The organism is Pedobacter sp. ASV12, assembly GCF_016429155.1.
Classification (GTDB): Bacteria; Bacteroidota; Bacteroidia; order Sphingobacteriales; family Sphingobacteriaceae; genus Pedobacter.
The window spans coordinates 23,723-49,883 of sequence record NZ_JAELUC010000026.1 but is presented as its reverse complement, the minus strand read 5'-3'; the positions used below and the strand labels follow the sequence as shown (position 1 = coordinate 49,883).

The 26,161-nt window shown below is 43.7% G+C and carries 23 protein-coding genes; 12 read left to right on the top strand and 11 right to left on the bottom strand.

Annotation, left to right across the window (positions count from 1 at the left end; genetic code table 11):
* Positions 1–699: DUF4231 domain-containing protein (locus JHD69_RS08755; RefSeq protein ID WP_199139401.1), on the top strand; the 699-nt coding region annotated here is incomplete at its 5' end.
* A gap of 415 nt (positions 700–1,114) precedes the next feature.
* On the opposite strand, the gene JHD69_RS08750 is transcribed toward JHD69_RS08755, so the two are convergent.
* Entirely contained in the window at positions 1,115–2,137 is a 1,023-nt protein-coding gene (locus JHD69_RS08750) for an FISUMP domain-containing protein (protein WP_233165794.1), read from the bottom strand.
* 326 nt (positions 2,138–2,463) lie between these two features.
* On the opposite strand from JHD69_RS08750, the gene JHD69_RS08745 reads away from it, so the two are divergent.
* Complete coding sequence (locus tag JHD69_RS08745) at positions 2,464–3,486, top strand: LLM class flavin-dependent oxidoreductase (RefSeq protein WP_199139397.1); 1,023 nt, start codon at positions 2,464–2,466, stop codon at positions 3,484–3,486.
* A 145-nt stretch (positions 3,487–3,631) separates the two neighbouring features.
* Here JHD69_RS08745 and JHD69_RS08740 read toward each other — a convergent pair whose 3' ends face one another.
* A complete protein-coding gene (locus JHD69_RS08740) occupies positions 3,632–4,138 on the bottom strand; it encodes a pyridoxamine 5'-phosphate oxidase family protein (RefSeq protein WP_199139395.1) in 507 nt (168 codons plus the stop codon).
* 303 nt (positions 4,139–4,441) lie between these two features.
* Complete coding sequence (locus JHD69_RS08735) at positions 4,442–5,011, bottom strand: dihydrofolate reductase family protein (protein ID WP_199139393.1); 570 nt, start codon at positions 5,009–5,011, stop codon at positions 4,442–4,444.
* Between the two features lie 354 nt (positions 5,012–5,365).
* Between JHD69_RS08735 and arr the strand changes: the two genes are divergently transcribed.
* Positions 5,366–5,806, top strand: a complete 441-nt coding sequence (gene arr, locus JHD69_RS08730; RefSeq protein ID WP_199139391.1) for an NAD(+)--rifampin ADP-ribosyltransferase — start codon at positions 5,366–5,368, stop codon at positions 5,804–5,806.
* A 113-nt stretch (positions 5,807–5,919) separates the two neighbouring features.
* On the opposite strand, the gene JHD69_RS08725 is transcribed toward arr, so the two are convergent.
* The 4 genes from JHD69_RS08725 to JHD69_RS08710 all read right to left on the bottom strand — a co-directional run bounded on the left by JHD69_RS08725 (position 5,920) and on the right by JHD69_RS08710 (position 9,839).
* A complete protein-coding gene (locus JHD69_RS08725) occupies positions 5,920–6,831 on the bottom strand; it encodes a helix-turn-helix domain-containing protein (protein ID WP_199139403.1) in 912 nt (303 codons plus the stop codon).
* Positions 6,832–6,847: 16 nt separating this feature from the next.
* Positions 6,848–7,789: an NAD-dependent epimerase/dehydratase family protein gene (locus tag JHD69_RS08720; protein WP_199139389.1), complete on the bottom strand. Its 942-nt coding sequence runs from the start codon at positions 7,787–7,789 to the stop codon at positions 6,848–6,850.
* A gap of 4 nt (positions 7,790–7,793) precedes the next feature.
* Positions 7,794–8,498, bottom strand: coding sequence for a type 1 glutamine amidotransferase domain-containing protein (locus tag JHD69_RS08715; RefSeq protein ID WP_199139387.1), 705 nt, complete (start codon positions 8,496–8,498; stop codon positions 7,794–7,796).
* 99 nt (positions 8,499–8,597) lie between these two features.
* Positions 8,598–9,839 carry an NRAMP family divalent metal transporter gene (locus JHD69_RS08710; RefSeq protein WP_233165792.1) on the bottom strand — a complete coding sequence of 414 codons (1,242 nt, stop codon included), beginning with the start codon at positions 9,837–9,839 and terminating at the stop codon, positions 8,598–8,600.
* A gap of 773 nt (positions 9,840–10,612) precedes the next feature.
* On the opposite strand from JHD69_RS08710, the gene JHD69_RS08705 reads away from it, so the two are divergent.
* Positions 10,613–10,804, top strand: a complete 192-nt coding sequence (locus JHD69_RS08705) for a cold-shock protein (RefSeq protein ID WP_199139383.1) — start codon at positions 10,613–10,615, stop codon at positions 10,802–10,804.
* Positions 10,805–10,917: 113 nt separating this feature from the next.
* Positions 10,918–11,379, top strand: a complete 462-nt coding sequence (locus JHD69_RS08700; protein WP_199139381.1) for an NUDIX domain-containing protein — start codon at positions 10,918–10,920, stop codon at positions 11,377–11,379.
* A gap of 190 nt (positions 11,380–11,569) precedes the next feature.
* Here the strand turns inward: JHD69_RS08700 and JHD69_RS08695 are convergent, their stop codons facing one another.
* Both JHD69_RS08695 and JHD69_RS08690 read right to left on the bottom strand, forming a co-directional pair.
* Positions 11,570–12,169 carry a prolyl oligopeptidase family serine peptidase gene (locus tag JHD69_RS08695; RefSeq protein WP_233165790.1) on the bottom strand — a complete coding sequence of 200 codons (600 nt, stop codon included), beginning with the start codon at positions 12,167–12,169 and terminating at the stop codon, positions 11,570–11,572.
* Between the two features lie 392 nt (positions 12,170–12,561).
* On the bottom strand, positions 12,562–14,967 hold the full coding sequence (locus JHD69_RS08690; RefSeq protein WP_199139379.1) for an ABC transporter permease: 2,406 nt from the start codon (positions 14,965–14,967) through the stop codon (positions 12,562–12,564).
* A gap of 548 nt (positions 14,968–15,515) precedes the next feature.
* On the opposite strand from JHD69_RS08690, the gene cmoA reads away from it, so the two are divergent.
* Positions 15,516–16,256 carry a carboxy-S-adenosyl-L-methionine synthase CmoA gene (gene cmoA / locus JHD69_RS08685; RefSeq protein WP_199139377.1) on the top strand — a complete coding sequence of 247 codons (741 nt, stop codon included), beginning with the start codon at positions 15,516–15,518 and terminating at the stop codon, positions 16,254–16,256.
* A gap of 9 nt (positions 16,257–16,265) precedes the next feature.
* Positions 16,266–16,988, top strand: a complete 723-nt coding sequence (locus JHD69_RS08680; RefSeq protein WP_199139375.1) for a methyltransferase family protein — start codon at positions 16,266–16,268, stop codon at positions 16,986–16,988.
* Positions 16,989–17,132: 144 nt separating this feature from the next.
* On the opposite strand, the gene JHD69_RS08675 is transcribed toward JHD69_RS08680, so the two are convergent.
* Both JHD69_RS08675 and JHD69_RS08670 read right to left on the bottom strand, forming a co-directional pair.
* Positions 17,133–18,572 (bottom strand): alpha/beta fold hydrolase, encoded by a 1,440-nt coding sequence (locus JHD69_RS08675; protein ID WP_199139373.1) that lies wholly within the window; start codon positions 18,570–18,572, stop codon positions 17,133–17,135.
* A gap of 63 nt (positions 18,573–18,635) precedes the next feature.
* Entirely contained in the window at positions 18,636–19,445 is an 810-nt protein-coding gene (locus JHD69_RS08670) for a helix-turn-helix domain-containing protein (protein ID WP_199139371.1), read from the bottom strand.
* A gap of 329 nt (positions 19,446–19,774) precedes the next feature.
* Between JHD69_RS08670 and JHD69_RS08665 the strand changes: the two genes are divergently transcribed.
* From JHD69_RS08665 to JHD69_RS08645, 5 genes are all read left to right on the top strand, one after another.
* Entirely contained in the window at positions 19,775–20,152 is a 378-nt protein-coding gene (locus JHD69_RS08665; protein WP_199139369.1) for a BlaI/MecI/CopY family transcriptional regulator, read from the top strand.
* Between the two features lie 33 nt (positions 20,153–20,185).
* Complete coding sequence (locus tag JHD69_RS08660; protein ID WP_199139367.1) at positions 20,186–22,204, top strand: M56 family metallopeptidase; 2,019 nt, start codon at positions 20,186–20,188, stop codon at positions 22,202–22,204.
* 31 nt (positions 22,205–22,235) lie between these two features.
* Positions 22,236–24,686: a TonB-dependent receptor gene (locus JHD69_RS08655; RefSeq protein WP_199139365.1), complete on the top strand. Its 2,451-nt coding sequence runs from the start codon at positions 22,236–22,238 to the stop codon at positions 24,684–24,686.
* 191 nt (positions 24,687–24,877) lie between these two features.
* A complete protein-coding gene (locus tag JHD69_RS08650; protein WP_199139363.1) occupies positions 24,878–25,729 on the top strand; it encodes an NAD(P)-dependent oxidoreductase in 852 nt (283 codons plus the stop codon).
* A gap of 165 nt (positions 25,730–25,894) precedes the next feature.
* On the top strand, positions 25,895–26,077 hold the full coding sequence (locus JHD69_RS08645) for a coproporphyrinogen III oxidase (protein WP_199139362.1): 183 nt from the start codon (positions 25,895–25,897) through the stop codon (positions 26,075–26,077).
* Positions 26,078–26,161: the final 84 nt, after the last annotated feature.

The following is a 26,161-nucleotide window of genomic DNA, read 5'->3' as shown; positions in this document are numbered from 1 at the left end:
CTTATATCTGCAATGTTTATATCAATCATGTTGAAATACAAAAAGTACGAAGATGTTTGGTATAGAGGAAGGGCTTTAGCAGAGTCTTGTAAAACACTTACATGGAGATTTATTACGTGTTCAGAATACTTTGAAAACAGCTTAGCACCAAATGAGGCGGATAGTAGATTTATTAATAGGATAAAAGAAGTAAATAATGAGTTCAATGATCTCCACAACGAACTTCGTGCTTCCGAAATTGCATTGCCAATAATTACGAATGAGATGAGAAGAATTAGGCTACTATCACTAAATGACCGAAAAACTTATTATTTAAATGAAAGGATACAAAATCAAATTGACTGGTATTCTTCAAAGGCAGATAATAATAAGTCTAAGTATGAAAATTGGTTTTTGTTAGTAATTATATTTCAATTTTTAGCACTTTTGTCTATTGCATATTTGGTTTTTCGACCAATGTCTGATTTTAATCTAGTAGGGTTGTTTTCAACTATATCCGCAAGTGGTTTTAGTTGGTTGCAATTAAAAAAATACCAAGAGAATAAACAAGCTTATACTACCGCAACATCAGAACTTAATTTAATTAAAGCAGAAGTAAATATACAAGTAACGGAGCAACAATTCTCGAAATTTGTACTCGACTCTGAAAATGCTATGTCTAGAGAGCATACCATGTGGCTGGCTCAAAAAAGGAGATAACGAAACATATAAAGTAAGATTTAATAAAGCAAACTTTTAGTCGGCAGCTTTTGAAACGGAGCAAAAGCCTCTAGGACCTGAAATCGATGTGTTGAAAAATATTTGAAAAAAACGATATTTCGTCAAGTTTTCTCCCTGAAAAAAATGTTAAATGGTTGATTATTAAAAGTGTTTTCTTTTGGGTGAGAAATTTTGAAAACTATTTCTTTTAATATCAATCATTTTTCATTATATTCTTTCTTGTGCCCCATTTGTTCCTTTGATTGGATAAGTTATTGGTTTTTAATCAGATAAATATCTTGCATCGGAAAGTAAACGCAAGTAAATAAAAAACCGCTTATAAATCAATTGTAAGCGGTTTTTTGTAGATATGTGGGATTTCCGATCAGTCGACAAGTTCCGGTGGCAGTGACTATCAGTCTTTCACCAGCCTTACCGCGCAACCGGTCGTCTTGCTGTAGTCGGTTACCCGGGGTTCGCTGTATTTGTTGAAGTCAAGATAATAGGCAAAGCTATCGCCCGGTTTGGCGGTGCTCGACCACCAGTAGCTTAGCCATATCCCATATTTGAAAGACTGGCCCCCGCCATACTCGTCGCCACCGGCGCTGCCGCTGGTAAGCAGGTTCAGGCCAGATGAGTTATCGCCATTGCCATGTGCAAAATTGTACGAGTCCTTTATGTCCCAGCCAGAGAGACCGCGCATTTTTTTCCCGGCGACCTTTTCGCCACCCAAGGCATTGATAAGCGTCAGAAATTCCCTTGAGCTAGGTACATGCCAACCCGCCGGAGCCAGGCCACGCGGATCGGAAACGGCATAGAAATTATAGAGTTTTCCGTATTTTTTATCGTTGTTGCTATCGAAATTAAGGTAGCAATAGGCAGGGATCTTTTCGCGGCTTACTTTTTCCCATTCCTTCTGGTTTGCCGCATAATAGATCGGATCTCCGTTCCTATAAGTGCTTACGTTGAGGTTTGTGGTGGTCCAGATCTGGTCGCCGATTTTTACCGGTCCGGTGATTTCTGGAGAGGCGTTATAGATTTCCTTCAGCTGTGCTCCCGGTGCGCTGTTGCAGGCCCACACGAAGTTGGTAGGCTGTATGCCGCCACTTCTTTTCAGAGCCTCTTTGGTTGCGATCTCATCGGCCGCTTCCTTGGTTTTTGCAACTCCCCAACCAAAGGCGGTGCCCACGTTACCGTTGATGGTACGGTAGGCGGCGCAGCCCGGCCCCGAATAGGTCAGTACAATTGTGCATGCGCCTCCGCGTTTGTTGCATTCGGCCACAGCTCTATTTTCGGCTTCGGCCCTGTTGGGCTGATCGAAAGAAAAGCCATAATAAAAGCCGTTTGACCGATCTACAGCTAGGGCTCCGTATTTGGTCTGGGCGGTGACTGGCGCTTTTGTCGGCGTTTTTTTGACCTGGGCGATTGAATTTTCCATCAAGAGGAATTGCACGAGCAATGCCATCCATACTAGTTTGCTTATCTTCATACGTGTCGTTTTTTGTTTGTTCCGATAAATTTATCAGTCGGCACATTTGTAATCAATACCTAATTTTTGGTATTCTTTTTAATCCTGGCCATTGTTCTGTCCTGGTCTTTTGGCAAGAACCTTTTGAGCTAAAAGTGGCTTTGATTCGCTGTGAGCGCTTCTGTCGCATGGCGCAGGTTGGTTAGCAGTAAGCTATTTCTTAGTGTTCTTGGTTTTGACTGTCAAGTGACCCCATTCTCAGGAATGATTGTTTACATTTGAGCAAATTCTTTACCATGAAAAAAATAGGATTTTTATCGTTTGGGCATTGGTCTAACCACCCCTCATACCAGACCCGCACTGCGGGAGATACCTTGCTGCAGTCGATTGACCTTGCTGTAGCTGCCGAAGAGATCGGCTTGGATGGCGCCTACTTCCGGGTTCATCATTTTGCCAAGCAGCTCGCTTCTCCATTTCCGTTGCTTTCGGCCATTGGCGCCAAAACGTCGAAGATCGAGATCGGTACAGGAGTGATTGATATGCGTTATGAAAATCCGCTCTACATGGTAGAAGATGCAGGAGCTGCCGACCTGATATCGGGTGGCAGGCTACAGCTAGGCATCAGTAGGGGTTCGCCCGAACAGGTGATCGATGGATGGAGGTATTTCGGATATTCGCCCAATGAAGGAGAGAATGATGCCGACATGGGCAGGCAAAAGGCCTTGGAGTTTTTGGAGCGGTTAAAAGGCCAGGGTTTTGCGCAACCCAACCCCAATCCGATGTTTCCCAATCCACCAGGACTTTTAAGGCTCGAACCTTATTCGCAGGGACTGCGTGAACGCATTTGGTGGGGTGCGGCTTCGAATGCCACCGCGGTATGGGCGGCAGAAAACGGGATGTACCTCCAAAGCTCGACCTTGAAATTCGATGAAAATGGCAAACCCTTTCATATCCAACAGGCCGAGCAAATTAGAATGTATAAAGAAGCTTGGAAGAAAGCAGGCCATGATCGCGAGCCAAGGGTATCGGTGAGCCGTTCGATATTTGCCATCATGAACGAACAGGATAGGTACTATTTTGGCGGACAAGGCAAAGATTCAGACAGTTTCGGCTATATCGAACCTACGCAAAGAGCGGTTTTTGGTAAAAGCTATGCCGCAGAACCTGATGTGCTGCTCAAGGAATTGGCGCTCGATGAGGCGCTACAGGAAGCAGATACTATACTATTAACCATTCCAAATACCTTGGGCGTTGATTACAACATTCATGTGCTGTCTTCTATTCTTGAGCATGTTGCCCCCGGACTAGGCTGGAGATAGGAATGCAGACAGCTTCCAGCTAAGAATTTTGGAGAACATGATTAGGCGAGAAAGGTTCGCCGCTGATTTTTGCTTGGGAACTGAAACAAACAACATTTGTTTCAGTTCCGTTAGAACTTGCGGTTAATTAAATAGTCATTGATAGCTAAACCGCTAAATCGCCCTCTCGTCCAATATCCATTTTTGCGCCCGAAATGGCACTGGCGGCCACTTTTAAAAAGGTAACCAATTTGCCTGCCTTGTTATCCCAATAATGGGCTTCTAAGGGGGTTACTTTCAGCACCCTTATATTCGGGTCTTCTTTGCCACCTTCAAACCAGGCCTCTATAATTTTGTTCCAATATTTGTCTATCCTATTGCGGTCGCTCGAAATTTCCGCAGTGCCACTGAGGCTCAAAAAAGCATAGTTTTTAACGTCGGAGTAAAGCAGGCTGGTTTTATTGTTCTGTAAAAGGTTTTGGTGCGACTGGCTTGTGGCCGAAATCAAAAACCATATATTTCCTTCATCGTCAACCTCTTGTCGACTCATTGGGACAGCATGGATATACTCGCTTCCTGATACATTGGAACAGAGTATTCCAATGTCAATATCATCTATCATTTTCTTCAGTTTCGAGATGGCTTCTTCGTTTTTCAAGTTTTCTACGCTCATGTTTAGGAGATTGATGTGGCTAATATTTTTTGAATTGATAGAACCCGGATTTTGAATGTAGCCAAGTTTTATTTCTTGGACAATCCTTTCGAGGTTTCTTAGGTTAAAAACAGCTAAAACCGAAAATGGTTCTATTCATTGCACGTAAAATTCTAGACCCAGCGAAAAGGGGAGGTCGCCAGTAAGGAAAAAGCGCAGGAAAATCATCCTATTGCTAGGAATAAAATTCTTTTAAAAAGAAATGTGGCGGCATCACTTGGAAGTCGGCAATCCTTAATTTTCAAAAACTTACAAGTTATGTGCCTACTTTTTCATTTCATGATGCAAGCAGACCACTCCCGAACTGAATACTTGTGTTTTTACGAGCTTGAGGGGCTGTTTTGCCTGGATGCCCTCGAAAACAGGAATACCTTCGCCCAAAAGTACCGGATTAACAAATAGCCAGCATTCGTCGATGAGGTTTTCTTTAAGCAAGGCATGGGCCGTACTTGGGCTTCCAAACAACAGGATTTCTCCGCTTGTGTCCTGTTTGATTTTGCGGAGTTCTGCAGCGTAATTTGCTCCGATGACGGTCGTGTTGGCAAATTTTGTCTGATCTAAGGTGTTTGACAGCACTATTTTGTGCGCGGTTTTGTACCAAGCGGCATGTTCGATGTCATGTTTGCTCGCCCCGGGCTGGTCGGCAGCGGTAGGCCAGTAGCTTTCCATCATCTCAAAAGTGGTTCGGCCGTAAAGCGCAGTATGGGTTGCGGCAATCCTTTCCGCTACATAGTCAAAAATCTCTTGATCTACATGAATCCAGTTCATTTCGCCTTTAGTGCCTGCTGCAAAGCCATCCAGTGAGCTATGCATGAATAGTACAATCTTTCCCATGTTTTTTGTATTTGCTTTGTGTTTGGTACAAATCTCGCATAAATGTAGTAGATTAGATTGGCCTGAAAAAGACAAATCTTGGGTGCATTCAGGACAAATGCTGTCGTTGTTCTGTTTTGCTCTGTTAATCTTTCACAATATTCTTCAAACATATTTACAGCTAATGGTTGAAAAGGCATGCGATAGAAGTCCTTGCCTTGATAAAGCCATTTTTATAATAGGAAGGTTTTCAAACGGAAGACCCGAAATTATAAAAAAAGACATCTTCAACTTGCTTATAAATTTATGATATATGGTTACAAGTGGTAACTTTATCATGAACTAATGCCCAAATAAAACATACAAGAATTGCCAATGCATCATCCTCAAAACGAACAATCCTCTGCGCCTACACACAGCCCTTTTGCACAGACTTTTTTTCACGGGACCAAGGCCGATCTTAAAATCGGCGATTACATCAGCCCAGGCTATCCATGCAATTATGCCGACAGGAAGCTGAGCCATGTGTACGTAGCCGCTACGTTAACAGCTGCAATTTGGGGTGCAGAATTGGCCCAAGGCGATGGCAAACAACGCATCTATTTGGTAGAAGCAACAGGAGCGGTTGAAGACGATCCCAACGTAACCGATAAAAAATTTCCGGGAAACCCAACCATGTCTTATCGTTCGGTACATCCTTTCAGGGTAATAGGCGAGGTGGCCAGCTGGATGGCACATACGCCGGAACAGGTTAAGGCCATGCAACACGGTCTCGAAAAATTGACGAGACAAGGGCTAAATCATATTATAGATTGATGGGTCGCCTCGCATAGCCACATATCAAGACTTTCGCTTTACGTAGTTGAGGGTGGGTTGTTAGGATAAACTCTTAAAAAGCCCTGCCATGAAGTTTTTTATGGAACGGGCGCTCAGTTAAACGACTGTCGAAATGCCAACGGAGAAACAGCCGTTCTGTTTTTGAACAACCTGTGGAAAGATTGCGGATGCTCGAAACCCAACTGATAAGCAATTTCTGATACCGATAGCTGGGTGGTCGACAATAATTCTTTGGCCTTGCCAATCAACCGGTTTTGGATGTGCTGTTGCGTGGTTTGTCCAGTTTGTACCCGAAGCATATCGCTCAGGTAATTGGGACTAAGGTGCAAGTGGTCGGCGATAAGCTGAACCGTTGGGATGCCATTTGTAGCCAGCTTTTCGTGGGTAAAATAATCGTCGAGCAGAATTTCTAGTTTGCTTAGCAAATCGCTGCTGACTTTTTTCCTGGTCAAAAATTGACGGTTATAAAAACGGTCGCAGTACTTGAGCAGCAGTTCTAGGTTAGCAATCAGCAGATCCTGCGTAAAAGCATCAATGTTGGCCTCTATTTCCCTGTCTATGTTCGCTATGATATCCATGATAGACTTTTCTTCCTTTTCAGAAAGATGCAACGCTTCGTTGCTGGCGTACGCGAAATAGCCATAGCTTTTAACTTGTGTGGCTAAGGCATAGCCATACAAAAAATCGGGATGTACAGCCAATACAAAGCCCTTTACTTCGGTCAGTAAAATATCATCAAATTGCAAAACCTGTCCTGGAGCAATAAAATACATGATCCCTTCTGCAAAATCATAATATTGCTGCCCATATCTGCATTTGTTGCCAGCGCAATCCTTTTTCAGTGCTACCACATAAAAATCAGTAGTGATGGCGCTGAGCACTGTTTCTGGAGCAATTTGAATTTGGTTGAAGTCAAATACGCTGATCAGTGGATTTGAAGGTCCTTTCAAATTCAAGAGTCTATGTAGGGCGGTAATTGAGGTGATGTTGCTGGGTACTTTCATGTAATCTAACGCCAATTTACTCATGCTTGCTTGCTTCTTGTTCGTTTTTTATTTGCTTTATACCTTGTATGAAGCTGGTGGGCCTGAAATCGGGAAAATGTTTCCTGAATTTGCTATCGTCAAAAATATTGTTGTGCTCGTATCTCGGCAATAATTCCTGTAGTTCTTTTAGCCGGCTGTTCAATATGGCGCCCATCTTAAAAAAGAATTTGGGGATGACGGTATATTGCAATGGTTTGCCATATACTTCCGATGCCATCGCAATCAGCTGTTTATAAGTGGGCCTGTTCTCGTCGATCGGCAAATGCCAGGTTTGGCCAAACGCATCGGGGGTATTTCCAATCAAAGCCGTGGCCCTGCTGGCATCAGGTGTCCAGATCAGGCTTCTCGCTTTGTCGTCTCTCAACGGAACTTTAAGCTTTTTGTTGACCTTTGCATTATCAAACAGCAATGAATTGGTGATGCTCTGCGTTTTGCCCGAACCATAAAATTCGGGCGCGCGGCAAATAACGGCTTCCAGTCGGCCAGTCTCCATTGTTTTGAGTAACAGGCTGGCCATTTCGCTTCTTACTTGGCCTTTGCGCCCTACGGGCTCGAATGGCGTTTGCTCGGTCAGCACGCGCCCGTCTTGCGGATACATGTAGGTATTATCGAAAAACACCAATTTGGTGCCATTGACTATGCAGGCATCGATTACGTTTTGGGTAATTTGCAAAAATTGTTTTTCCCACAAGGCCGAATCCATGGGCAGTCCCAAGGTAAAATAGGCTATTTCGCTGTCTTTAACGGCGGCTATAGCATTTGCTCTTACTGACAGGTCGGCCATCAAAATATGGTCGGTATCGTTTACTTTTTGAGGTTTACGGCCTACAATCCGGATATCGGAAGTAAAGTCTCTTTTTAGCGCCATGGCCAGTTCTTCGCCAATTTGTCCGTTGGCACCCAGTATGGTTTGCATAGCTTTATCGGTTTGAGTTGTTGTCCAGTTCACGCATCACTACTTTTGCCATTTTCTTAGAGCTGAAGGGGTTTTGTCCGGTTATTAAATTTCCGTCAACCACTACATGAGCGGTCATGGGGATAAAAGCTTTCCTATAATCGGCCCCTCTTTCTTTCAAACTGGCTTCCAAGTTAAAAGGAACTTCCTTTTTCCTGCTGGCCAGGCTTTCTTCAAACCAATTGAAACCCGTTATGGTTTTTCCTTTGATCAACAATGTGTCGTCGGTCAATTTAACATTGAGCAGGCCACAAACACCATGGCAAATAGCGGCTACCATTTTTCCGCTTTCATATTGTCTGCTAACCAGGGCTTGCAAAGCTTTATTGTTGGGGAAATCGTACATGGTACCATGACCACCGGCCAGGTAAACCAAATCAAATTCGTCGTTTAATACTTCCGTCAAAGGCTTGCTGCGCTTTAAAAGCTCCATAAATCGGCTATCGTTCAGGTAGGCCTTGGTCATGCCATCGAGCATAAAGCTTTTGAGGCTTTCGGGGTCGATGGGTATGGAGCCGCCGTTGGGACTTGCGATGGTCATGGCGTAGCCTTTTGCAGTGGCTGCATGGTAAATATGCGTAAGTTCGCTGAGCCATAAACCGGTAGCCAGTTTGCCACTGGCATATTGGCTGGTATTGGTTGCAACCAATAATATTTTTAGCTTGTCCATCTTTCTATTTTATGATAGTACAAAGTTCCGGGCCCATGTTAAGAAATACGTAACCCAATTAACTAAAGTTGTAACACAATCTCTGTTGTGTGCTCGGGTTTAGCTCCAAGTGGTAAAGAATAGGGCAATGGCAGCCGCACCCATAATAAAAAAGGTAATCCACAACAAGGTTTTAGATAGCCAGCCACTTTTGTATTCGCCCATGATTTTATCGCTGGCCGCGATCTTAACAATCAGAAACAACAGCGGAACGGCAGCTACGCCATTGATTACAGCCGTATAAACCAATGCTTTTACGGGGTCAATGCCTATAAAATTGATGGTTAGGCCAATGAGCGTAGAAACAATGATGACCGCATAAAAACCATAGGCTTTCTGAAGCTTGAGGTTGAGGCTGGCGCTCCAGTTAAAAGCTTCTGACACAGCATAGGCCGCTGAGCCCGAAAGCACCGGAACGGCAAGCATGCCAAGCCCGATAATACCCACAGAAAATATCAGTTTGGCCAGATAGCCCGAATGTTCGAAAGAATGGACCAATGGCTCGAGCGCCTTGGCGGCATCGGCGGCATCCTTAATATCGGTTACGCCACTGTTATGCAAAACCGTAGCGCCTACCAAAAGGATGCACCAGGTGGTAAATTCGGAAATGATCATGCCCATGTTATTGTCTTTGCGCATGGCATGGATATGTGGCCAGCCAATCCGTGGTTTTCCATCCCTGAATAATCCTTTGGCCTGTTCTTCTTCTACCTCTTGCGAGGCCTGCCAGAAAAACATGTAGGGTGTAATGGTGGTGCCGAATACGCCTGTAATGATAAACAGGAAATCGAAAGAAAACTCGAAGTGTGGGACTATGGTTGCCTTAAGTACCGTTGGCCAAGGCTGGTCGATAATAAATACCGTAATAGGGTAGGCCAACAAGGCCAGTGCCAGCCACTTCAGTATTTTAGAATACGCCCGATAGCTGGTAAAGATTTCGAGCAGTAGCACCGTAGTGGTAAAAAACAAGGTAAGCACCACAAAATGAACCGGAACCAACAACTGCGCAGCCGCGGCCATGGCTCCAATATCGGCCCCAATATTAATGGTATTGGCCACCACCACCAACCCAACTACGGCATAAAGCACCTTTCGGCTATAATGCTCTTTAATAACGGCTGCCAGGCCTTTTCCGGTTACCAAGCCTATTCTGGCACAGGCTTCCTGCACGGCCGTCATAAATGGAAGCATGTACAAAGCGGTCCATAACTGTCCGTAGCCGAATTGTGCGCCTGTTTGCGAATAGGTGGCAATACCCGAAGGATCATCGTCGGCAGCGCCGGTAGTTAATCCAGGCCCCAAGAGGCCAAAGAATTTTTTTATTTTTCTTATCCGGAATTTCGAATTGTGCTTTACAGGCATAAGCAGAAAGTAGTTAAGCTAATGGTTAACTAAATATACTATCTAAATTTCAACAATAACAGATATTTCATTTAAATCAAATTAGTAAGCTATAAGTTAACCATATCGATCTGCTTATGGCAATACATGGCCGGCGGCAAACTGAAACAGTTACATAGTATATAAGCGCTCGGACGTAAATGAAAGTTTAAGCAGTCAACAAAAAAAGGTCCTGTTTTAAAACAGAACCTCATTAATGTTTAAAAAAACGAAGTTGAAAGCCACAAGCCTTGCTATACACTTGGCATACCAAAGGTAATTATGAGGTAGCGAATCGATACTTGAGCCCCCAAGCTTATATCTTTAATGTCTAGTGCGCTTTATCGCTAGTGTCTCTTTTGGCGAAGAAAGTTAAAGAAAAGGCAGTAATTAAGATAACTGCACAGATACTGGCCAAAGTTACAAGTAGAATAAGTCCGTCTGTTGATTGTGGTCCCATAGTTGATTTATTGTTTTGATAGGCAAATCTACTAAAACCAGCTTAGCTCCTGAAGAAATTTGTATTTTTTTTAAAATCAGGCTTTGTAGCCATTGTGTTGCCTCAAAGGCGTTTAAAGCCGGTATTTGCTGCAAACGACTGGTGTAAAATTAAAGCGCTGTGGTAGGTTTTGAATAATAAAAAATTGGTTATCAATAAATTATGTTACCTTTGGGTATAATTTAAATAAAATATAATGCAACAAGGAACAGTAAAATTTTTCAATGAGACAAAAGGTTTTGGATTTATCGTGCCAGCAAATGGCGATTCTGAAATCTTTGTTCATGTTTCAGGCCTATTAGATAACATTCGCGAGAATGATACCGTAAGCTATGACGTAGAGCAAGGTAAAAAAGGCCTAAACGCAATTAATGTTAAGATCAGCTAATTAGAATCCTTCATAAATTGGTAAAAGCATCCAGCGTAAAGTTGGATGCTTTTTTTTATGGGCTTTATCAAAGAAAAATCATGGTATATGGGGTTAATTGAGTAACTTGGATCATGCAAGAAAGCGCAGGGATATTAGGCTACAAACAAGCCGATAATGGCCTCATGTTTTTTCTCGTCCATCCGGGAGGTCCGTTTTTTGCCAAAAAAGATTTAGGCGCTTGGACCATACCCAAAGGCCTGATCGAAAATGGCGAAGACCCTTTGCAGGCGGCTGTTAGGGAGTTTGCCGAAGAAGTTGGCTTTACACCAGAAGGAGATTTTATGCCATTGGGCAGCGTTAAGCAACAGGGGGGTAAAATAGTCCATGCCTTTGCCCTCGCATTTGAATTCGATGCCAGCCAATTGTCGAGCAATACTTTCAGCCTGGAATGGCCACCGCGCTCGGGCAAAATGACCACTTTTGCCGAAGTAGACCGCGCCGACTGGTTTGATTTGGCTACGGCTCAAGAAAAAATCAATCCCGCACAGGCCGATTTCCTCTTGCGTTTGCTCGAACTCGAAAAAAATGGCTAATCGAACCAATTATGGTTCACGTTCCAGGTAATGCGATGGGCTGTCGATGTAATTGGCTTGGGCATCTGTTCCCTTTTCAAATTCGAGGCGTAAACTGTCGGGCAATCGTTCAAATACTTTTTTAAAATAAGCATCCTTGGTTAATTGCTTTGCGTAAAAATTTTAACTTCAAAAAACTAAACACTCAAACTTATTTTTTGCTTTGGGCAAACAACCAGTCGAATAGTTCGGGCTCGGCATAGGCTTTATCCCAGCTGTTGTGCTTAATGCCGGGATATTCGGTATATTTTGGTTTTCCTCCCCGTTGCCTAAGCGCATCGATCATCATTCGGGTATATTTTACATCGTTTACATCATCTTGGTTGCCATGAAAGGCCCAAATCGGGGTACGGTAAATCCGTCTGGCTGTTGCCGTATCGGCCACGGCACATATCGGGATTGCGCCAGCAAATAGCTTGGGTTTTCGCGCCAGGAAATCGAAAGTGGCCTCGCCACCCATAGAATTGCCCATCACATAAATTCTGTTGCGGTCTATTGGCAATTGCTGTTGCAAGTTGGCCAATAAAGCCAAAGCCGAAGCCGTGCTTTTGGTGGGCTTGACAGTTGCCGAAAGGCTTTTTGGAAATTCGGGGAATTTTACCCAAACATCATTGCCCGGACATTGAGGCACCAAAATGAAACAATGATAAGCTGCTCGGCCTTGAGCCGTTAACAAAGCTTTCGGAAGGTTAACGATTTGTTTTTGATTGTCGTTGCCCCGAACGCCCATGCCGTGCAGAAAGAGGAGCAAGGGATATTTTGCTTAGGATTGTAATTTTGAGGGTAAAGCAAGCGGTAGGGCAGACTGTCTTGCCGGGTTTGGTATACTGCTTTTTCAAAAACAGGAAGCTCTTGCGCCTGAAGCAACGAAGCAAAGGCCATCAGCATGAACACCGTGATATAAGATTTCCTCATCTCCAAAAATAGAAAATTAGTTGATGGATTTGTTGATTCGTTTCAAGTGGCCCGACTTTAAATGGGCTTCTGGCTTAGCCAACAAGCAAAATTGGCTATTTGCACAATATTTCGTTCAAAAGATCGTCTAATAGTAGGAGAGCGTTAATTTGAAAGCGGGAATCGTCTACGGATGGTTCCCGCTTTTTTGTGGTCAGGTGGTAATGTTGGAAAGTTGAAATCGTTCACCTATTCGTATTTCAGGGCATTTATTGGGTTTGATACCGCGGTTTTGTAAGCCCTGAAACTTACCGTAACCACCAAGATGAGTACCGACGATAAACCTGCCCAAATAAAAGGCTGCCAAGGAAAATCGATCTTGTAGGCAAAAGTCTGCAACCATTTGGTCAGCAAAATATAAGACAAAGGCCAGGCAATGAGGTTGGCAATCAGCATCATCTTTACAAATGAATGGTTCAGTTGCTTAACCAGCTCGACAGTGGTGGCGCCAAGTACCTTACGAATGGCCATTTCCTTGGTTCGCTGTACAGCTACAAAAGAAATCAGCGAGAAAAGCCCAAAGCAGGAAATAAAGATGGCAATTCCGGTAAACGTGCTGAGCAGGGTGGCCGTTTTTTCTTCTACCAGGTAATAATTGGCAATATACTGGTCGTAAAAGCTTGGCTGTTCGTAAAACTGGTTCGGAAAAAACGAACTGAAGTCGTTGGCAATTGCTTTGAGGGTAGCTTGCATATGCGATGGCGCAAGTTTAACAAACAAGGTTTGGTACTCGTCTTTGCTGGTATAAAGCACAACAGGAGTAATTTCGCCATGCAATGAAAGGTTGTTGAAATTTTGCACCACGCCAATAATTGGCGCATTTGCCCTTTTGTTCAGCTTCAGCATTTTGCCTATGGCTTCATCAGGCTTTTTAAAGTTAAGCTGATGAAGCATGGTTTCGTTCAGGATGTAGCCGGTAGTTGTATCGGTTTTGCTCAATGGCTTTCCGGCAAGAAGCCGCAAGCCAAAGAGTTTAAAGTAATCTTCGTCGGCTGGTTTGTTGCAGACTAAAAAATCTCCTTTCTCTGACGAATTGTTGAGGTAAAAACTGGTGAAATTATTGGAAGAGGTACTGGGCGCCGTGTAAGCATAGCTAACCATTTCTATGCCGCTATTGGCCATGAGTTTTTGCTTGAACGAGGCAAAGCGCAGCTTGCTCAGGCTGTCGCTCGGCACATTAAGTTGGACGATGGCCCTGTCGTTAAAGCCCAAAGGCTTGTTTTTAAAGAAATTGATCTGTTTAACCACAATCAGCGTGGCAATAATCAGCACCAGCGTTACACTGAATTGCAACACCACCAATATGTTTCTAAGGCTAAACGCATCAACTTTTTGGGCTCTTATCTTGCTTTTTAGTGCGCTGATAGGGTTGTAGCCCGATATGATAAGCGCTGGGTACGTACCCGCCAAAAAGCTGATGCAGACCCACAAGGTAAAAATAAACACCAACAAAACAGGATATTGCTGAATATTGAACGAAATCTGCTGGTCGAGAAAATTGCCGACAATGGGCAGGCAGGTTTCGGTCAGGATGCAGGCTATGATAATGGCTATGAGCGTAATGATAAAAGTCTCGCCCAAAAACCTCACCATTAACTGCTTGCGGGTACTGCCCAATACTTTTCTAACACCTACTTCCTTCGATCGGCTTACGGCCTGTGCCGTAGCCATGTTGATGAAATTGATACAGGCGATGAGCAATAAGAACGCACCGATGATTTTTAGGGCGTTTAACTGGCCGTTGGTGTAATGCTTGCCCGAGAAAGTGCCATAGTTATCGTCGGTATGGATGGTTGCAAAGCTTTGGAATTCGTGGGTGTTGGATAAGGGATCTTTCGGATCGTAATATTTCTTGGTAAAGGTACTTAATTGTTGCTGCAGGCTGGCCATATCGGTGCCTGGTTTAGCCAATACATAGCAGTGGTGCCCTTGATCTACCGAATTCCAGCGGGTACTTGTTGCATTGTAATAATTTTGGAACGAAACCGCCACATGAATGGGGAAGTCGGAGTTTGACGGAATATCCTTCATAATGCCCGTTACCTCATAGAGCCGGTCGTCGCCTGCCAACTTGAGTTTTTTGCCCATCGCATTTTGCCAGTTTCCGAAATACTTAACCGCAGTACTCTGGGTAAGCGCCATGTGTAGGGGGGCATTGAGCGAGCTGGGACTGCCCATGAGCCAAGGGAAATTCAAAATTTCGAAAAACGCTGGATCGGTATAAAAGAGACTGCCATATTCCCTAAAATGTTGTTTAATAGTGCCGTTGCTTTCTGGAACATCCACCACTTGAAATGATTGGGCAATATTGGCCACTTTTTCCAGTTGCGGAAATTCGGCCCTCAGCGCATTGGCCATTGGCGCAGGAACGCCCATCATTGGATTTCTTACGCCTTTGTTATTGCCAATAGACACTACACGATAAGTGCGGTTGGCTTTGGGATGGAAGTTGTCGGCGCTCAGCCATTGGTGTATAAAAAGGAAGATGATCAATACACAGGTTAGACTGATGGCTAAGCCGATGATATTAAAAATGGCATATCCTCTATGTTTCCAAAGGTTGCGAAAGGCTATTTTGAGGTTAAGTGCAAACATGTTTGTTTAATTTTTACTGTTTATAGCGAAGCTGATGCCAAATTGATAAAATGTTTTATATGGTTTATTATCAGTGTTTTAAGGTTGATTTGGGTTGGGGTTGATGTTCGTAATCGGACAATTACTGTGCGCCATCGGACAAACTTGTTTAACCTGTTTCGGTTGTTTTAAAGCATTTGGGCAAGTTATCAAAAAAATGGCATTGCACTTCCATAAGGCGGTCGGCAGCTTGTTCTTATTTAGAGGCTTAAAACCGGTTTGCAAAAAAAATATTCGGGGCAGCACAATATTTGCCCAAAAGAATCGCTTATATAGGTGAGAGCGTTAATTTAAGCGGGAACAGTCTTCGGATCGTTCCCGCTTTCTTGTTGAGACCAGCCACTCGCTTTTCTGTAATATTTATGTTGCAAAATCCGGTTTCTTAAACTATTTAGCCCAGTGTTTGTCAGATGTAGGTATTACGTAAACAGATAGTTAGCAATAGCTTACAGGTCAGGTAATGCACATAAGGGACGGAACCGATTAACTGGAAAAAGATTGACGACTAGATGAGCAAAAACCCGCAGGTAGATAAGGTATTTAGCGAGGAAATCAAAAAACCTTCAGATTTCAAATTTGGTGCAACGGTAGCCAACGCATTCGACGACATGGTAGAACGCTCGGTACCATTTTACAACGAAATACAACGCATGATTATTGAACTGGCGGCCGAACACGCCATGCCGCATACGCAGGTAATCGATTTGGGATGTTCTACCGGAACCACTATGATCGGCCTCGATCCCCATGTAGCAAAAAACATCAGGTTTGTAGGTGTTGACGATTCGGCCGAAATGCTCAAAAAATGTGAAGCCAAGCTTAAAGAAGCCAGGTTTGAACGTAATTATGAACTGGTGCTGGCCGATTTGCACAACGAACTGCAGATTGAGAATGCTTCGGTGGTTATTCTCTGCTTAACCTTACAGTTTGTAAGGCCAATTTATAGAGAACGCCTGCTCAGGAAAATTTACAATGCATTGGTGCCGGGAGGCGTATTGATTATTTCGGAAAAAATATTGGCCGAAGATAGCCTGTTCAACAGAAACTTTATCAAATACTACTACGATTACAAGCGCCGCAATCAATATAGCGAATTGGAGATTTCGCAGAAGCGCGAAGCCCTCGAAAATGTGCTCATTCCTTATAAGTTGAGCGAGAATTTCAAGATTTTAAAGGAAGCTGGCTTTCAGCATGTAGAAAACTTCTTTAAATGGTACAATTTTTCGGGATTTATTGCCATCAAGAACTAATCAACCGATATGATCGCAATTGGCAATTTCTTTTTCAGGTATCGTAATTTCTTGTTTATCTTTCTCTACCTGGGCTTGTTTATTCCTTCGCCAAAAATCTTTAGGGCAAGCGTATTTGGCCCAGATTATTACCTTTATCCGTTAATTATAGGGCTGGGTGTGACCATAAGTGGACAGCTCATTCGCGGAGTGACCATTGCATTGGCCTATATTGTACGTGGTGGCAAAGACAAAAAGGTACATGCCGATGACTTGGTAACCGAAGGGTTGTTTAACCATTGCCGCAATCCTCTGTATGTAGGTAATATCCTGATGTTGCTTGGCGTAGGTTTGTTGATCAATTCGCTATTGTTTGTGGCTGTTTTGATGCCCTTGTTTCTTTTTATCTACCAAGCCATTGTTCTGGCCGAAGAAAATTTTTTGCGTAACAAGTTTGGCGGCCAGTTCGATGAATATTGCAACAGGGTTAGCCGTTGGCTGATTAACTTTCGAGGCATGGGCAAAACCATTTCGAGCATGCGCTTTAACGGCAAGCGTTGGCTCATTAAAGAATACAATACGCAAACCATTTGGCTGTTGGGTATTTTTGTCATCCTGTTGTTCTATTACCCACAAATAACCCAAGGCAATATCGGGCTAAGAAATGCCTTGGCTGTGGCAGGGGGCGTTTTTTTAGCGGTGTATTACCTGCTGATCCGTTACCTTAAAAAGAGCGGCACCTGGGTTGGTTAGAAAATAATAGTCGACAGTGGTTACAAACGACGAAACAATCTCTTTAAGTTAAGGATAGATGGCACATCCCCACTAGCGATGTTATTTGCTTTCCACTTTCCACCTTTCTACCTTCCACCTTCTACCTTCCGCCTTCCAACCTCCTCACTCCACCTTAATATTCGGGTCATTCGAAACCAGCTTTTGGTAAGGGTTTTTCAAAAATTGATCGAGAAAATCTGAATTGGCACTTCCAAAACCGGCGCCATGTCCGCGGTTATGCACGATGAGCAATTGCGCATTAGGCATGGTTTTTTTAATGAGACGGTTATAAAACGGCCTGCAAAAAGGATCGGCATCACCAGCCGAAGCCAGTACCGGTATGTTGCTATAAAGCGCTTCTTTCATGTACGAAGGGGCTGGTTTTACCATCCAGCAGTTGCATAGCGTCTGATTAACGTTGTTAAAAGGATATCCGGCAAACCAGGGCAGGTCTTTTTCTTGTTGCTTAATCAGCTTGGGGTTGGCATAAGCAATCTGCTCGCTGCAGTAAACCGAATAGCGCATGCCTAAAGTGTAGCCTGGATTGCCGGCAAAAACTCCGTCTAATACCGCTTTCACATACGAATCGTGCTTGCCACTGGTAATTTCGTAAATGGCAAAAGGTACGCCCTTGAGTTGGCTGGGGTTCATGCGGGTAAAAATAGCATCCAGCAGTTCGGCTTTGCCATAGGTGATCGTCAGCCTTTCGTTGCTTCCCTTTTCCTGGTAGCTGATGGTAAAGCGCTTGTTGGTTATCGAAGTGAAATAATCCTGAAATCGTTTTTTCAGGTTGCCGTAAAGCCCCTTGTTGGTCGAATCGGCCTCGCAATTGGCAAAAACCTGATCCAAGGCCTCGTTCATGTTAAACAAAGCATGTTCTTCGTAGTTAACATAGCTCGGCAAAGGACTGTTTAAAATCAGGGTTCGCACCATTTCAGGATAGAGGCGCGCTACGGTAAGCATTAGCCCACCGCTGTACGAAATGCCGACCAGGTTAAGCTGTTTGAGGTGAAGGGCAGCCCTAAGGTCGTTAATGTCGGCCGCGCTTTCTACAGTGTTATAGGCCGAAAGATCGATACCTTGATCAGTCAATCTTTGCCGCATTTGCTGGGTAGCGATAAGCATCAGGCTGTCTTTGCTGAGGTTTTCGCGGTAAGAACGCTTAAGGGCTTCTTCAATTTCCGGGCTTTCGAGCGCAGGAATTGATTTTTGGGTGCCACGCTGATCAAAGGCAATAAAACCGCCATATTTTAAAAAACCAGAGTTGGCATTGATTTCGGAAATATAGGAAATGGTGCTGTAACCTGGGCCACCAGTGGTATATAAGCTCACGTTTTGTGTAGAATCTGCATCGGCTTTGCGTGCAAATATAAATGGCACCTTTATTTTCCGGCCCTTAGGCTTTTGCCTATTTTCGGGTACCACCAAATAGCCGCATTGGGCAATTACGCCTTCTCCAATTTTTATGGGACACAACATAGGTTCAATTTCAGCCTGATAGCCTTGGGCATTGGCCAATTGAACCATCAGGGAAAGATACAGTAGGATGATGAAAACTCTCATAATATTCTTTTTGAACAAAGAAACGCCAATTGCAAACACCGGTAAAGTAAAAATCGGACAATCTTAATTGAGTTGCCTGCCCAATCGCTGGCCTGTAAAATTGTATACGTCTTTGTAAAAATGGCTGCGGTCATAATAGCCATATGCATAAGGGTTAAAGTTTGGCGTATCTGCAATGTAGGCGGTTAGTGCTGTTCTGGCCCTGAGCATAGCCATGTAGGTTTTGGGACTGGCGCCCACGGTTTGCGTAAAATAACGGTAAAGGCTTTTATCGGTTAAGGCCAGTTGCCGAGCCAGTTCGCTGTTTTTGTTGGCCAGGCCAGAACTGGCAAACAGGGCGATGGCTTTTTGCACATAGGTATAATCATGGCCAACTTTGTTTTTTTGATAGAGCTTGCCTAAAAAGAAAGCTTCCAGCAGTTTGATACGGTCTTTAAAATCGCTGAGATTTTTGAGTTTTTGCAGGATGGTGTAGGGGATAAGCTCGGTTGCTTCTAAAATCTGGCTACCGATTTGCGCCTGACTGGTGCCAAATAGGGCTTCGATAGCGCCTGGGAAGAACTTGATGGTGAAAATATTGTCGGTTGGCAGATTTCGACGCTCTATAATTTCGTTGCGCAATACCAGAACGTCTGTCTGCTGGTCTACGTTTTTCCAGTCACTTCCGTTTTTTAAAAAATAGGGCGAACCCAGATTGATCCAAATAGTAGGAGTATAGCTGGGAAAGAGCTTTACGGTAAACTCTTCGCTTGCTACGTAGCTTTGGGTGGCCACGAGCGAGGTTTCCGAAAAGAACTCGATATAGGTCGAGAGCTCTTCGCATGGTTGTTCAAACTCATAAAGCTTTTTTATGTTTTCGAAAATCTCGGTCATGCTTTAATGCTAATCTACCGTATATGACGCTAAATAAAAAAAATAGTTACGCTACAGCGTAAGAAGGGTCAAAACCAAGGTTTCAATAAAGAGGCAACTTCACTGGGCTAAGGGGGTGCTAATTGATGGCAAAAAGGAAATATTGTGTGGTACATTGAAATAGTTCTTGCCTAAAATTTTCGTTTGGGTGCCCTTGGTTTGTAAGGCTGGGGATATTTTTTTCAAAATAAAAACGCTCTTTAAAATGCCTATTCACATTATTTAAAATATTTCTCAAAAAAATTCATCCTAATATTTGCATCGTACGAAAAGTATCGTACCTTTGGAATATGGAAAATATATCAACTGGAAAGCAACTGCCTGAACCAACAAAGGCCGAACTTGAGATTTTACAAGTGCTGTGGGAATTCGGTCCGTCGACAGTTCGTTTTGTGAACGAGCAACTAAATCTGCAAAAAGACGTCAATTATACATCGACCCTGAAGCAGATGCAGATCATGACCGAGAAGGGGATATTAAAAAGAGACGAAAGCCAGATGAAGCACATTTATATTCCGGTAGAAGCAGAAGAGAAAACGAAAGACCAGTTGTTAGACCGTTTCGTGAACACCTTGTACAAAGGTTCCGCTTCGCGCCTGATGATGCAGCTGTTGGGCAATGAAAAAATCTCTAAAGAAGAAATAGAAGCCATCAAAAAGATGTTGTAACCAATAAACAGATTAAACCTTAAGAACCACACCATGAAATCTCTATTTGTTAACCTTATTCCCGAAAACTGGCTCCATGCCATTGGCGCTTCCTTGTTCCATTCGCTATGGATTGGCGTTGTATTGTCGGTTATTACCGCTTTCTTGCTATCATTTTCACGTAAGTCGAGTTCGGCAATGCGTTATAAGCTTTTGGTAGGTTGCCTGTTGCTTTTTGTAGCGGGTGTTGGCGCCAGCTTTATATACGAACTGGGCAATGGAACAGCCACGTTGGCCACACCTGTTGCAAACCAAACAAGTGCACAGCCCATTGTTGCCCAACAGGTGGCCACCATGGTGCCTGCAGGCAATCAGTTTGACTTTAAGATCCGCAACCTCATGGATTTGTGGAATGCCTATTCGGCACAAATCGTATTGATATGGTTTTTGATTATTTGTGCCAAAAGCATCCATTTATGGGTAGGCTTAAGCGGCATTGCCTTTTTAAAGAAGAACCAGACTTTCGATGCAGGCAAGTTTTGGGAGGTAAAAGTGATAGAGCTTGGCCACAAACTGGGCCTGAGTAAGACCATTAAGCTGGTACAGTCGGGCATTGCCAAGGTACCCATGGTGGTTGGCCATTTTAAACCGGTCATCCTTTTGCCATTGGGACTGATTAACGGCTTAGGCATGGCAGAAGTAGAAGCTATTTTGGCGCACGAGCTGGCACACGTAAAAAGGCGCGATTATTTGGTAAACCTCTTGCAGAATTTGTTGGAAATCGTGTTTTTCTTCAATCCTGCGGTATTATGGATGTCTAAACTGATCAGAACGGAAAGAGAGCACTGCTGCGACGATTTGGCCCTGCAATGCGTAGGCGACAAAAAGAACTATGTGAATGCCTTGCTGTACTGCCAGGAATTTCAGGCTAGTGCTCTAGGCTATGCCATGGCGCTTACGGGTGGCAAAAACCAATTGTTGGATCGCGTAAAGAGAATGTTGTTCGATACGAGAACTAGTTTAAACAAGATGGAAAAGGCAATTCTGGCTATGGCCCTGGTAACGGTTTTTGTGTGTTCGGCCGCCTTTACACAGGTGCATACGGCTATGGCTGCTGGATCATTAAACAGCATCGGTCTTTTTCAAGATAAGCCTAAAAAACAGCAAAACGCCACCCAAAACCAGAAGAACAATACAAAGCCTAAGGCTGGTTCAAGCCAAAAAACCGTCATCAAAGAACATGAAGTGGTAACTAAGAACGGTGTAGTAGTAAAGAATGAGTATAGAGAAGTTAATGCCGAAGACAAGGCACGATATATAGCCGATAGCCTTCATTACGAAAAAAATAAAGCGCAATACGAGGCACGTTATATAGCCGATAGTCTCAACTACGAGAAACATAAAGCGCTATACAAACAGAACAGCGCCGATTACAAAAGAATGCAGGAAGATGCCAAAAAGCAACGACAATACTATGAGCAGGAAAAGCGCTATAGTAGAAGCCAGCAATTGCTTGACCAACGTGCAAGGTCACAAAGCGAAATAGAACGTAAAGCAGCTGAAATAGATAGAAAAAGGGCTGAGATTGATAAACAAATGGCAGCTGGTTATAGGATGCAAAATACCAATAGCAATAGGAATCACAAGCTCGATTCGGCCAAAAGAAAACTATCGCCGCTTGCCAAGCCCCTGCCAAGCCCAAGAGCCCCGCATACACCAGCCACGCCTTTAACTCCTTTGCATGGAAACCTCAATGTTCCGGCAGCAGTTAATCCACCTGCGGTGCCAGTTGCTCCTAAAACATCAACCAAGGTAGGCAGAACCACCGAAAGTATTTCGGTAACCGATGGTGGCGATATGAGCGGCAAGGAATTTTCTGATCAGGTGAACCGCGAAATGTTAAAAGATGGCATCATCAAAACCACAAACAACTTGAGTTATCGCCTAGATGGAACCAGTTTTATGGTAAATGGACAGGCCATTGATGCAGAAACACATCAAAAATACAAAACCAAATACCTGAAAAAGCCAGGAACGGCACTGGTTTACAATTACGAAGTGCGTTCTAAATAATCACCTTACCCAAACTAACTTTCCTCAATTTATGAAACTGAAATTACTGGCTTTTTTAGCCATCTGGATAAATATTGCCCTAACCGTTCGTGCCCAGCAGCCTGTAGCCAAAATATATGGCACCGTAAAAGACAACGATGGCAAAAAAATTGAATATGCTACCGTGGCTTTGTATCGGGCAAAAGATTCGGTATTGGTCAAAAGCGCCTTTACCGAAGCCGATGGCAAATTTGGCTTTGAGCAATTGGCCAACAATACCTACCTGATCAGGATTGCAGCCATGGGTTATGGCAGCTACAAAAGCGCGCCGTTGCAAATGGATGCCTCCCAGCAAAACATCGACCTTGGCGATATCAGGCTAAGCGCAACGGCCAATACCCTCAAAGAAGTAAACATTACGCAGAAAAAGGCATTTGTAGAACGTAAAATAGACCGGACGGTGGTTAATGTAGATGCATTGATTTCAAATGCGGGCACTACGGCACTCGATGTACTCAGCAAGTCGCCAGGAGTTTTGGTTGATCAAGATGGAGGCATTAGCCTGAAAGGCAAAAAAGGCGTAAATGTTTTTATCGATGACAAACCGGCTTATTTATCCGGTGCCGATTTGGAGAACTACCTCAAATCCCTGCCATCTTCAGCCATCGATCAGATCGAACTCATGACCAATCCGCCAGCCAAGTACGATGCAGCGGGCAATGCGGGCGTAATCAACATCAAAACCAAAAAAAGCAAAGTGGTAGGCTTTAACGGCGGTTTGAACCTAGGTCTGAACCAGGGCGAACTAACCCGCTCTAACAACAGCTTCAATTTCAATTACCGCAACAACAAAATCAACCTGTTTGGCAACCTGAGCTATAACCTGAACAACAGTTTTACCGATCTTGACCTGAACCGCGTTTACAAAAATCCAGATCAAAGCGTAAAATCGTTCTTTAACCAGAACAGTTATTTCAAAAGGCATGGCAATACCTTTAACCTTAAAACAGGCTTAGACTTTTATGCTTCGGAGCAAACTACTTGGGGTGTAGTGCTCAGTGGCATGAACCGGGCTTCGAACCAGGTCAACAACAATACCAGCAACCTTTTTAATCCAGCCATGCAGCCCGATTCGATTATCGTTGCCCGAAATGTAGACGATATCCACTTCAAAAATGGAGGCGTTAACCTCAACATGAGGCACAAATTCAAGAAGGAAGGAAGTGAGCTTACTTTCGATGCCGATTACATTGCCTATCGCAACCAAACCGACCAGGTGTATTACAACTATAGCTATTTTGCCGATAGAACCCTCAAATCGCATGATATTTTGAGTGGCAATCTTCCTTCAAACATCGATATCTATTCGTTAAAAACCGATTACAGCTATCCCCTGGGCAAAACCTGGAAATTGGCATCGGGCCTGAAAACCAGTTATACCAAAACCGACAATACCGCCGATTACCGCAATACGGTAAATGATGTAACTACGCCCGACTACAACAAAAGCAACCACTTTTTGTACAAGGAAAACATCAATGCCGCTTACCTGAACATGAGCAACGAAGGCAAACGGTTTTCGGTTCAGGCCGGTTTGCGCTTAGAAAATACGGTTTCCGACGGCCATCAGCTGGGCAATGCCATGAAACCCGATTCGAGTTTCAAAAGAAGCTACACCAGTTTGTTTCCTACTTTTTACCTGACCTATAAACTCGATACTTCGGGCCACCACCAATTGGGATTCAATTATGGCAAACGGATAGACAGGCCTTATTATCAGGATCTGAATCCTTTTTTCTCGCCCTTAGACAAGTTTACCTATTATGTAGGAAACCCTTTCCTGAAACCTGCCTACACGCAGAGTATTGAAATTTCGCACAGCTTTAAAAACATGCTAACCACTACGTTTAGCTTCAGCAGCATTAAAGACGATGTAAACGAAACCATCGAAATTGTGGATGGAACCTATTACAGCAGGCCTGGAAACGTGGGAAAAAAGAAAATCCTGAGTCTTTCGATGGATGGGAATTTTGACCTCACCAAATGGCTCAGCATTCATGCCTATGCCGAATTTTCAAATTTCCGATCCAAAACCGATTTCTATACCGGGTTCTTAAAAACCAACGGGAACCTGTTTGCCGGAAATACCAATGTACAGCTCAAATTTACGCCTACCTGGAGCGGCGAATTGAACTACAGGTACCAAAGCAACTTTCGCGACGTGCAGTTTGATATAGGCTCCTTGCAAGAAGCCGGATTGGCCGTGCAAAAAAAGCTGTCGCAAAAAACCACTTTGAAATTGGCCATGAACGATATTTTCAGGACACGTGTGTTCAATGGCGTAATCAACAACCTGGCCAATACCGAAGCCAATTGGCGCAATAGAAGCGATTCTAGAAATGTGGCCTTGAGCTTGAGTTATCGTTTCGGAAAAAACTTCTCTACCAAGGCTAGAAGTGAACAATCTGGTGCGGAAAGCGAGAAAAACAGGGTTAAAAATTAGTTTAGTTCGTATAAAATCGTCGTGCAGGACTTGGCTTGGGATAAAACCTGGGCCAATGTCTGATGTCGATATACCTGTAGGATGCCGCTTAGGCATTTTTTTATGGTTATCTGTTCAGGTTTGCCGTTGGTGGCGGTTATTGCTTAGACAATCCATAACTTTGCGGTTTCCAACCTTTCAACACTACAAAAATGGAACAAATACAAATCGGCTGGATAGGCCTGGGTAAAATGGGCATTCCTATGGCCGGTAACTTAATGAAGGCAGGGTATCCCGTTTCGGTATACAATAGAAATCAGGCTAAAGCCGATACCTTATTGCAAGAAGGGGCTATGTGGGCTAATTCGCCCGCCGAGCTCATTCAAAAAGCAACAGTTGTGTTTTTAATGGTAAGCGATGATGCGGCGGTTAAGGAGGTTTTCAGCGCCCAAAACGGATTGCTTTCCAATGATCTAACCGGTAAGGTTGTGGTCAACATGAGCACGGTTTCTCCGCAAATCAGCAGGGAAATGGCCGAATTATGCCAGCAAAATGGGGCTTCCTATCTTGATGCACCGGTATCTGGCAGCGTAAAGCAGGCCCAGGAAGGCTCGCTGGTGATTATGGTGGGCGGCAGGGAGGAAACAACAGCACAAGTAAGACCATTGTTTGATGTGCTGGGCAAAATGGCTTTATGGCTAGGCCCTGCAGGGGCAGGAAACGCGGCCAAATTGGCCATCAATAGTTTGCTGGCACTCTACGCTTTGGGTTTGGCCGAAACCGTTGTATTTGCCCGTAATCAAGGCATTCAAGTTGCCGATTTGCTGCAATTGCTCAATAATGGTGCGTTAAGCAATGTATTTACCAAAATAAAAGGCGATGCCATTCTACAGGATAATTACGAAGCGGCCTTTGCCCTTAAGCACATTGTAAAAGACCTCGGATTGGCCAAAAACGAAGGCCTGCAGTCGCCGTTGGCGCAAACGGCTTTCGCTACGTTTGAAGCTGCCAATAACCAATTGGCAGAAGAAGACCTCATTGCTATTATCAAAAAGCTGGATTAAACAAATAATTAAAATTCTTTGTTTAATGGCATTTTTTTAAGAAAACCTAATCCTTTCTTTTGAAAGTAGGTTGTAAAATAATTAAAACTTTTTCGAGCCAAAGTTTATTTAATAGATAAGCTGCTATTTAATAAGAGAATAATTATTAACCTTAAAGAAATAACAATGAAATTCAAATTTTTAATAGTGCTTGCCATAGCCGGTATGGCTATGGTGGGATGTAGCTCGAGCAAAAGCGGCAACGGAACCATGGATTCGTCGGCAGTAGACAGTTCAAGAAGGGACTCGATGCTGAAAGATACCACTAAAACACCTCCCGATACCACTAAAAAGCAAGGTAATCCATAAATATTTTGCCTATTAAAATAAATGCACCAGTCGATAGCGACTGGTGCATTTATAGTTTATGGCCGCCAGATTAAACCTTTTCTG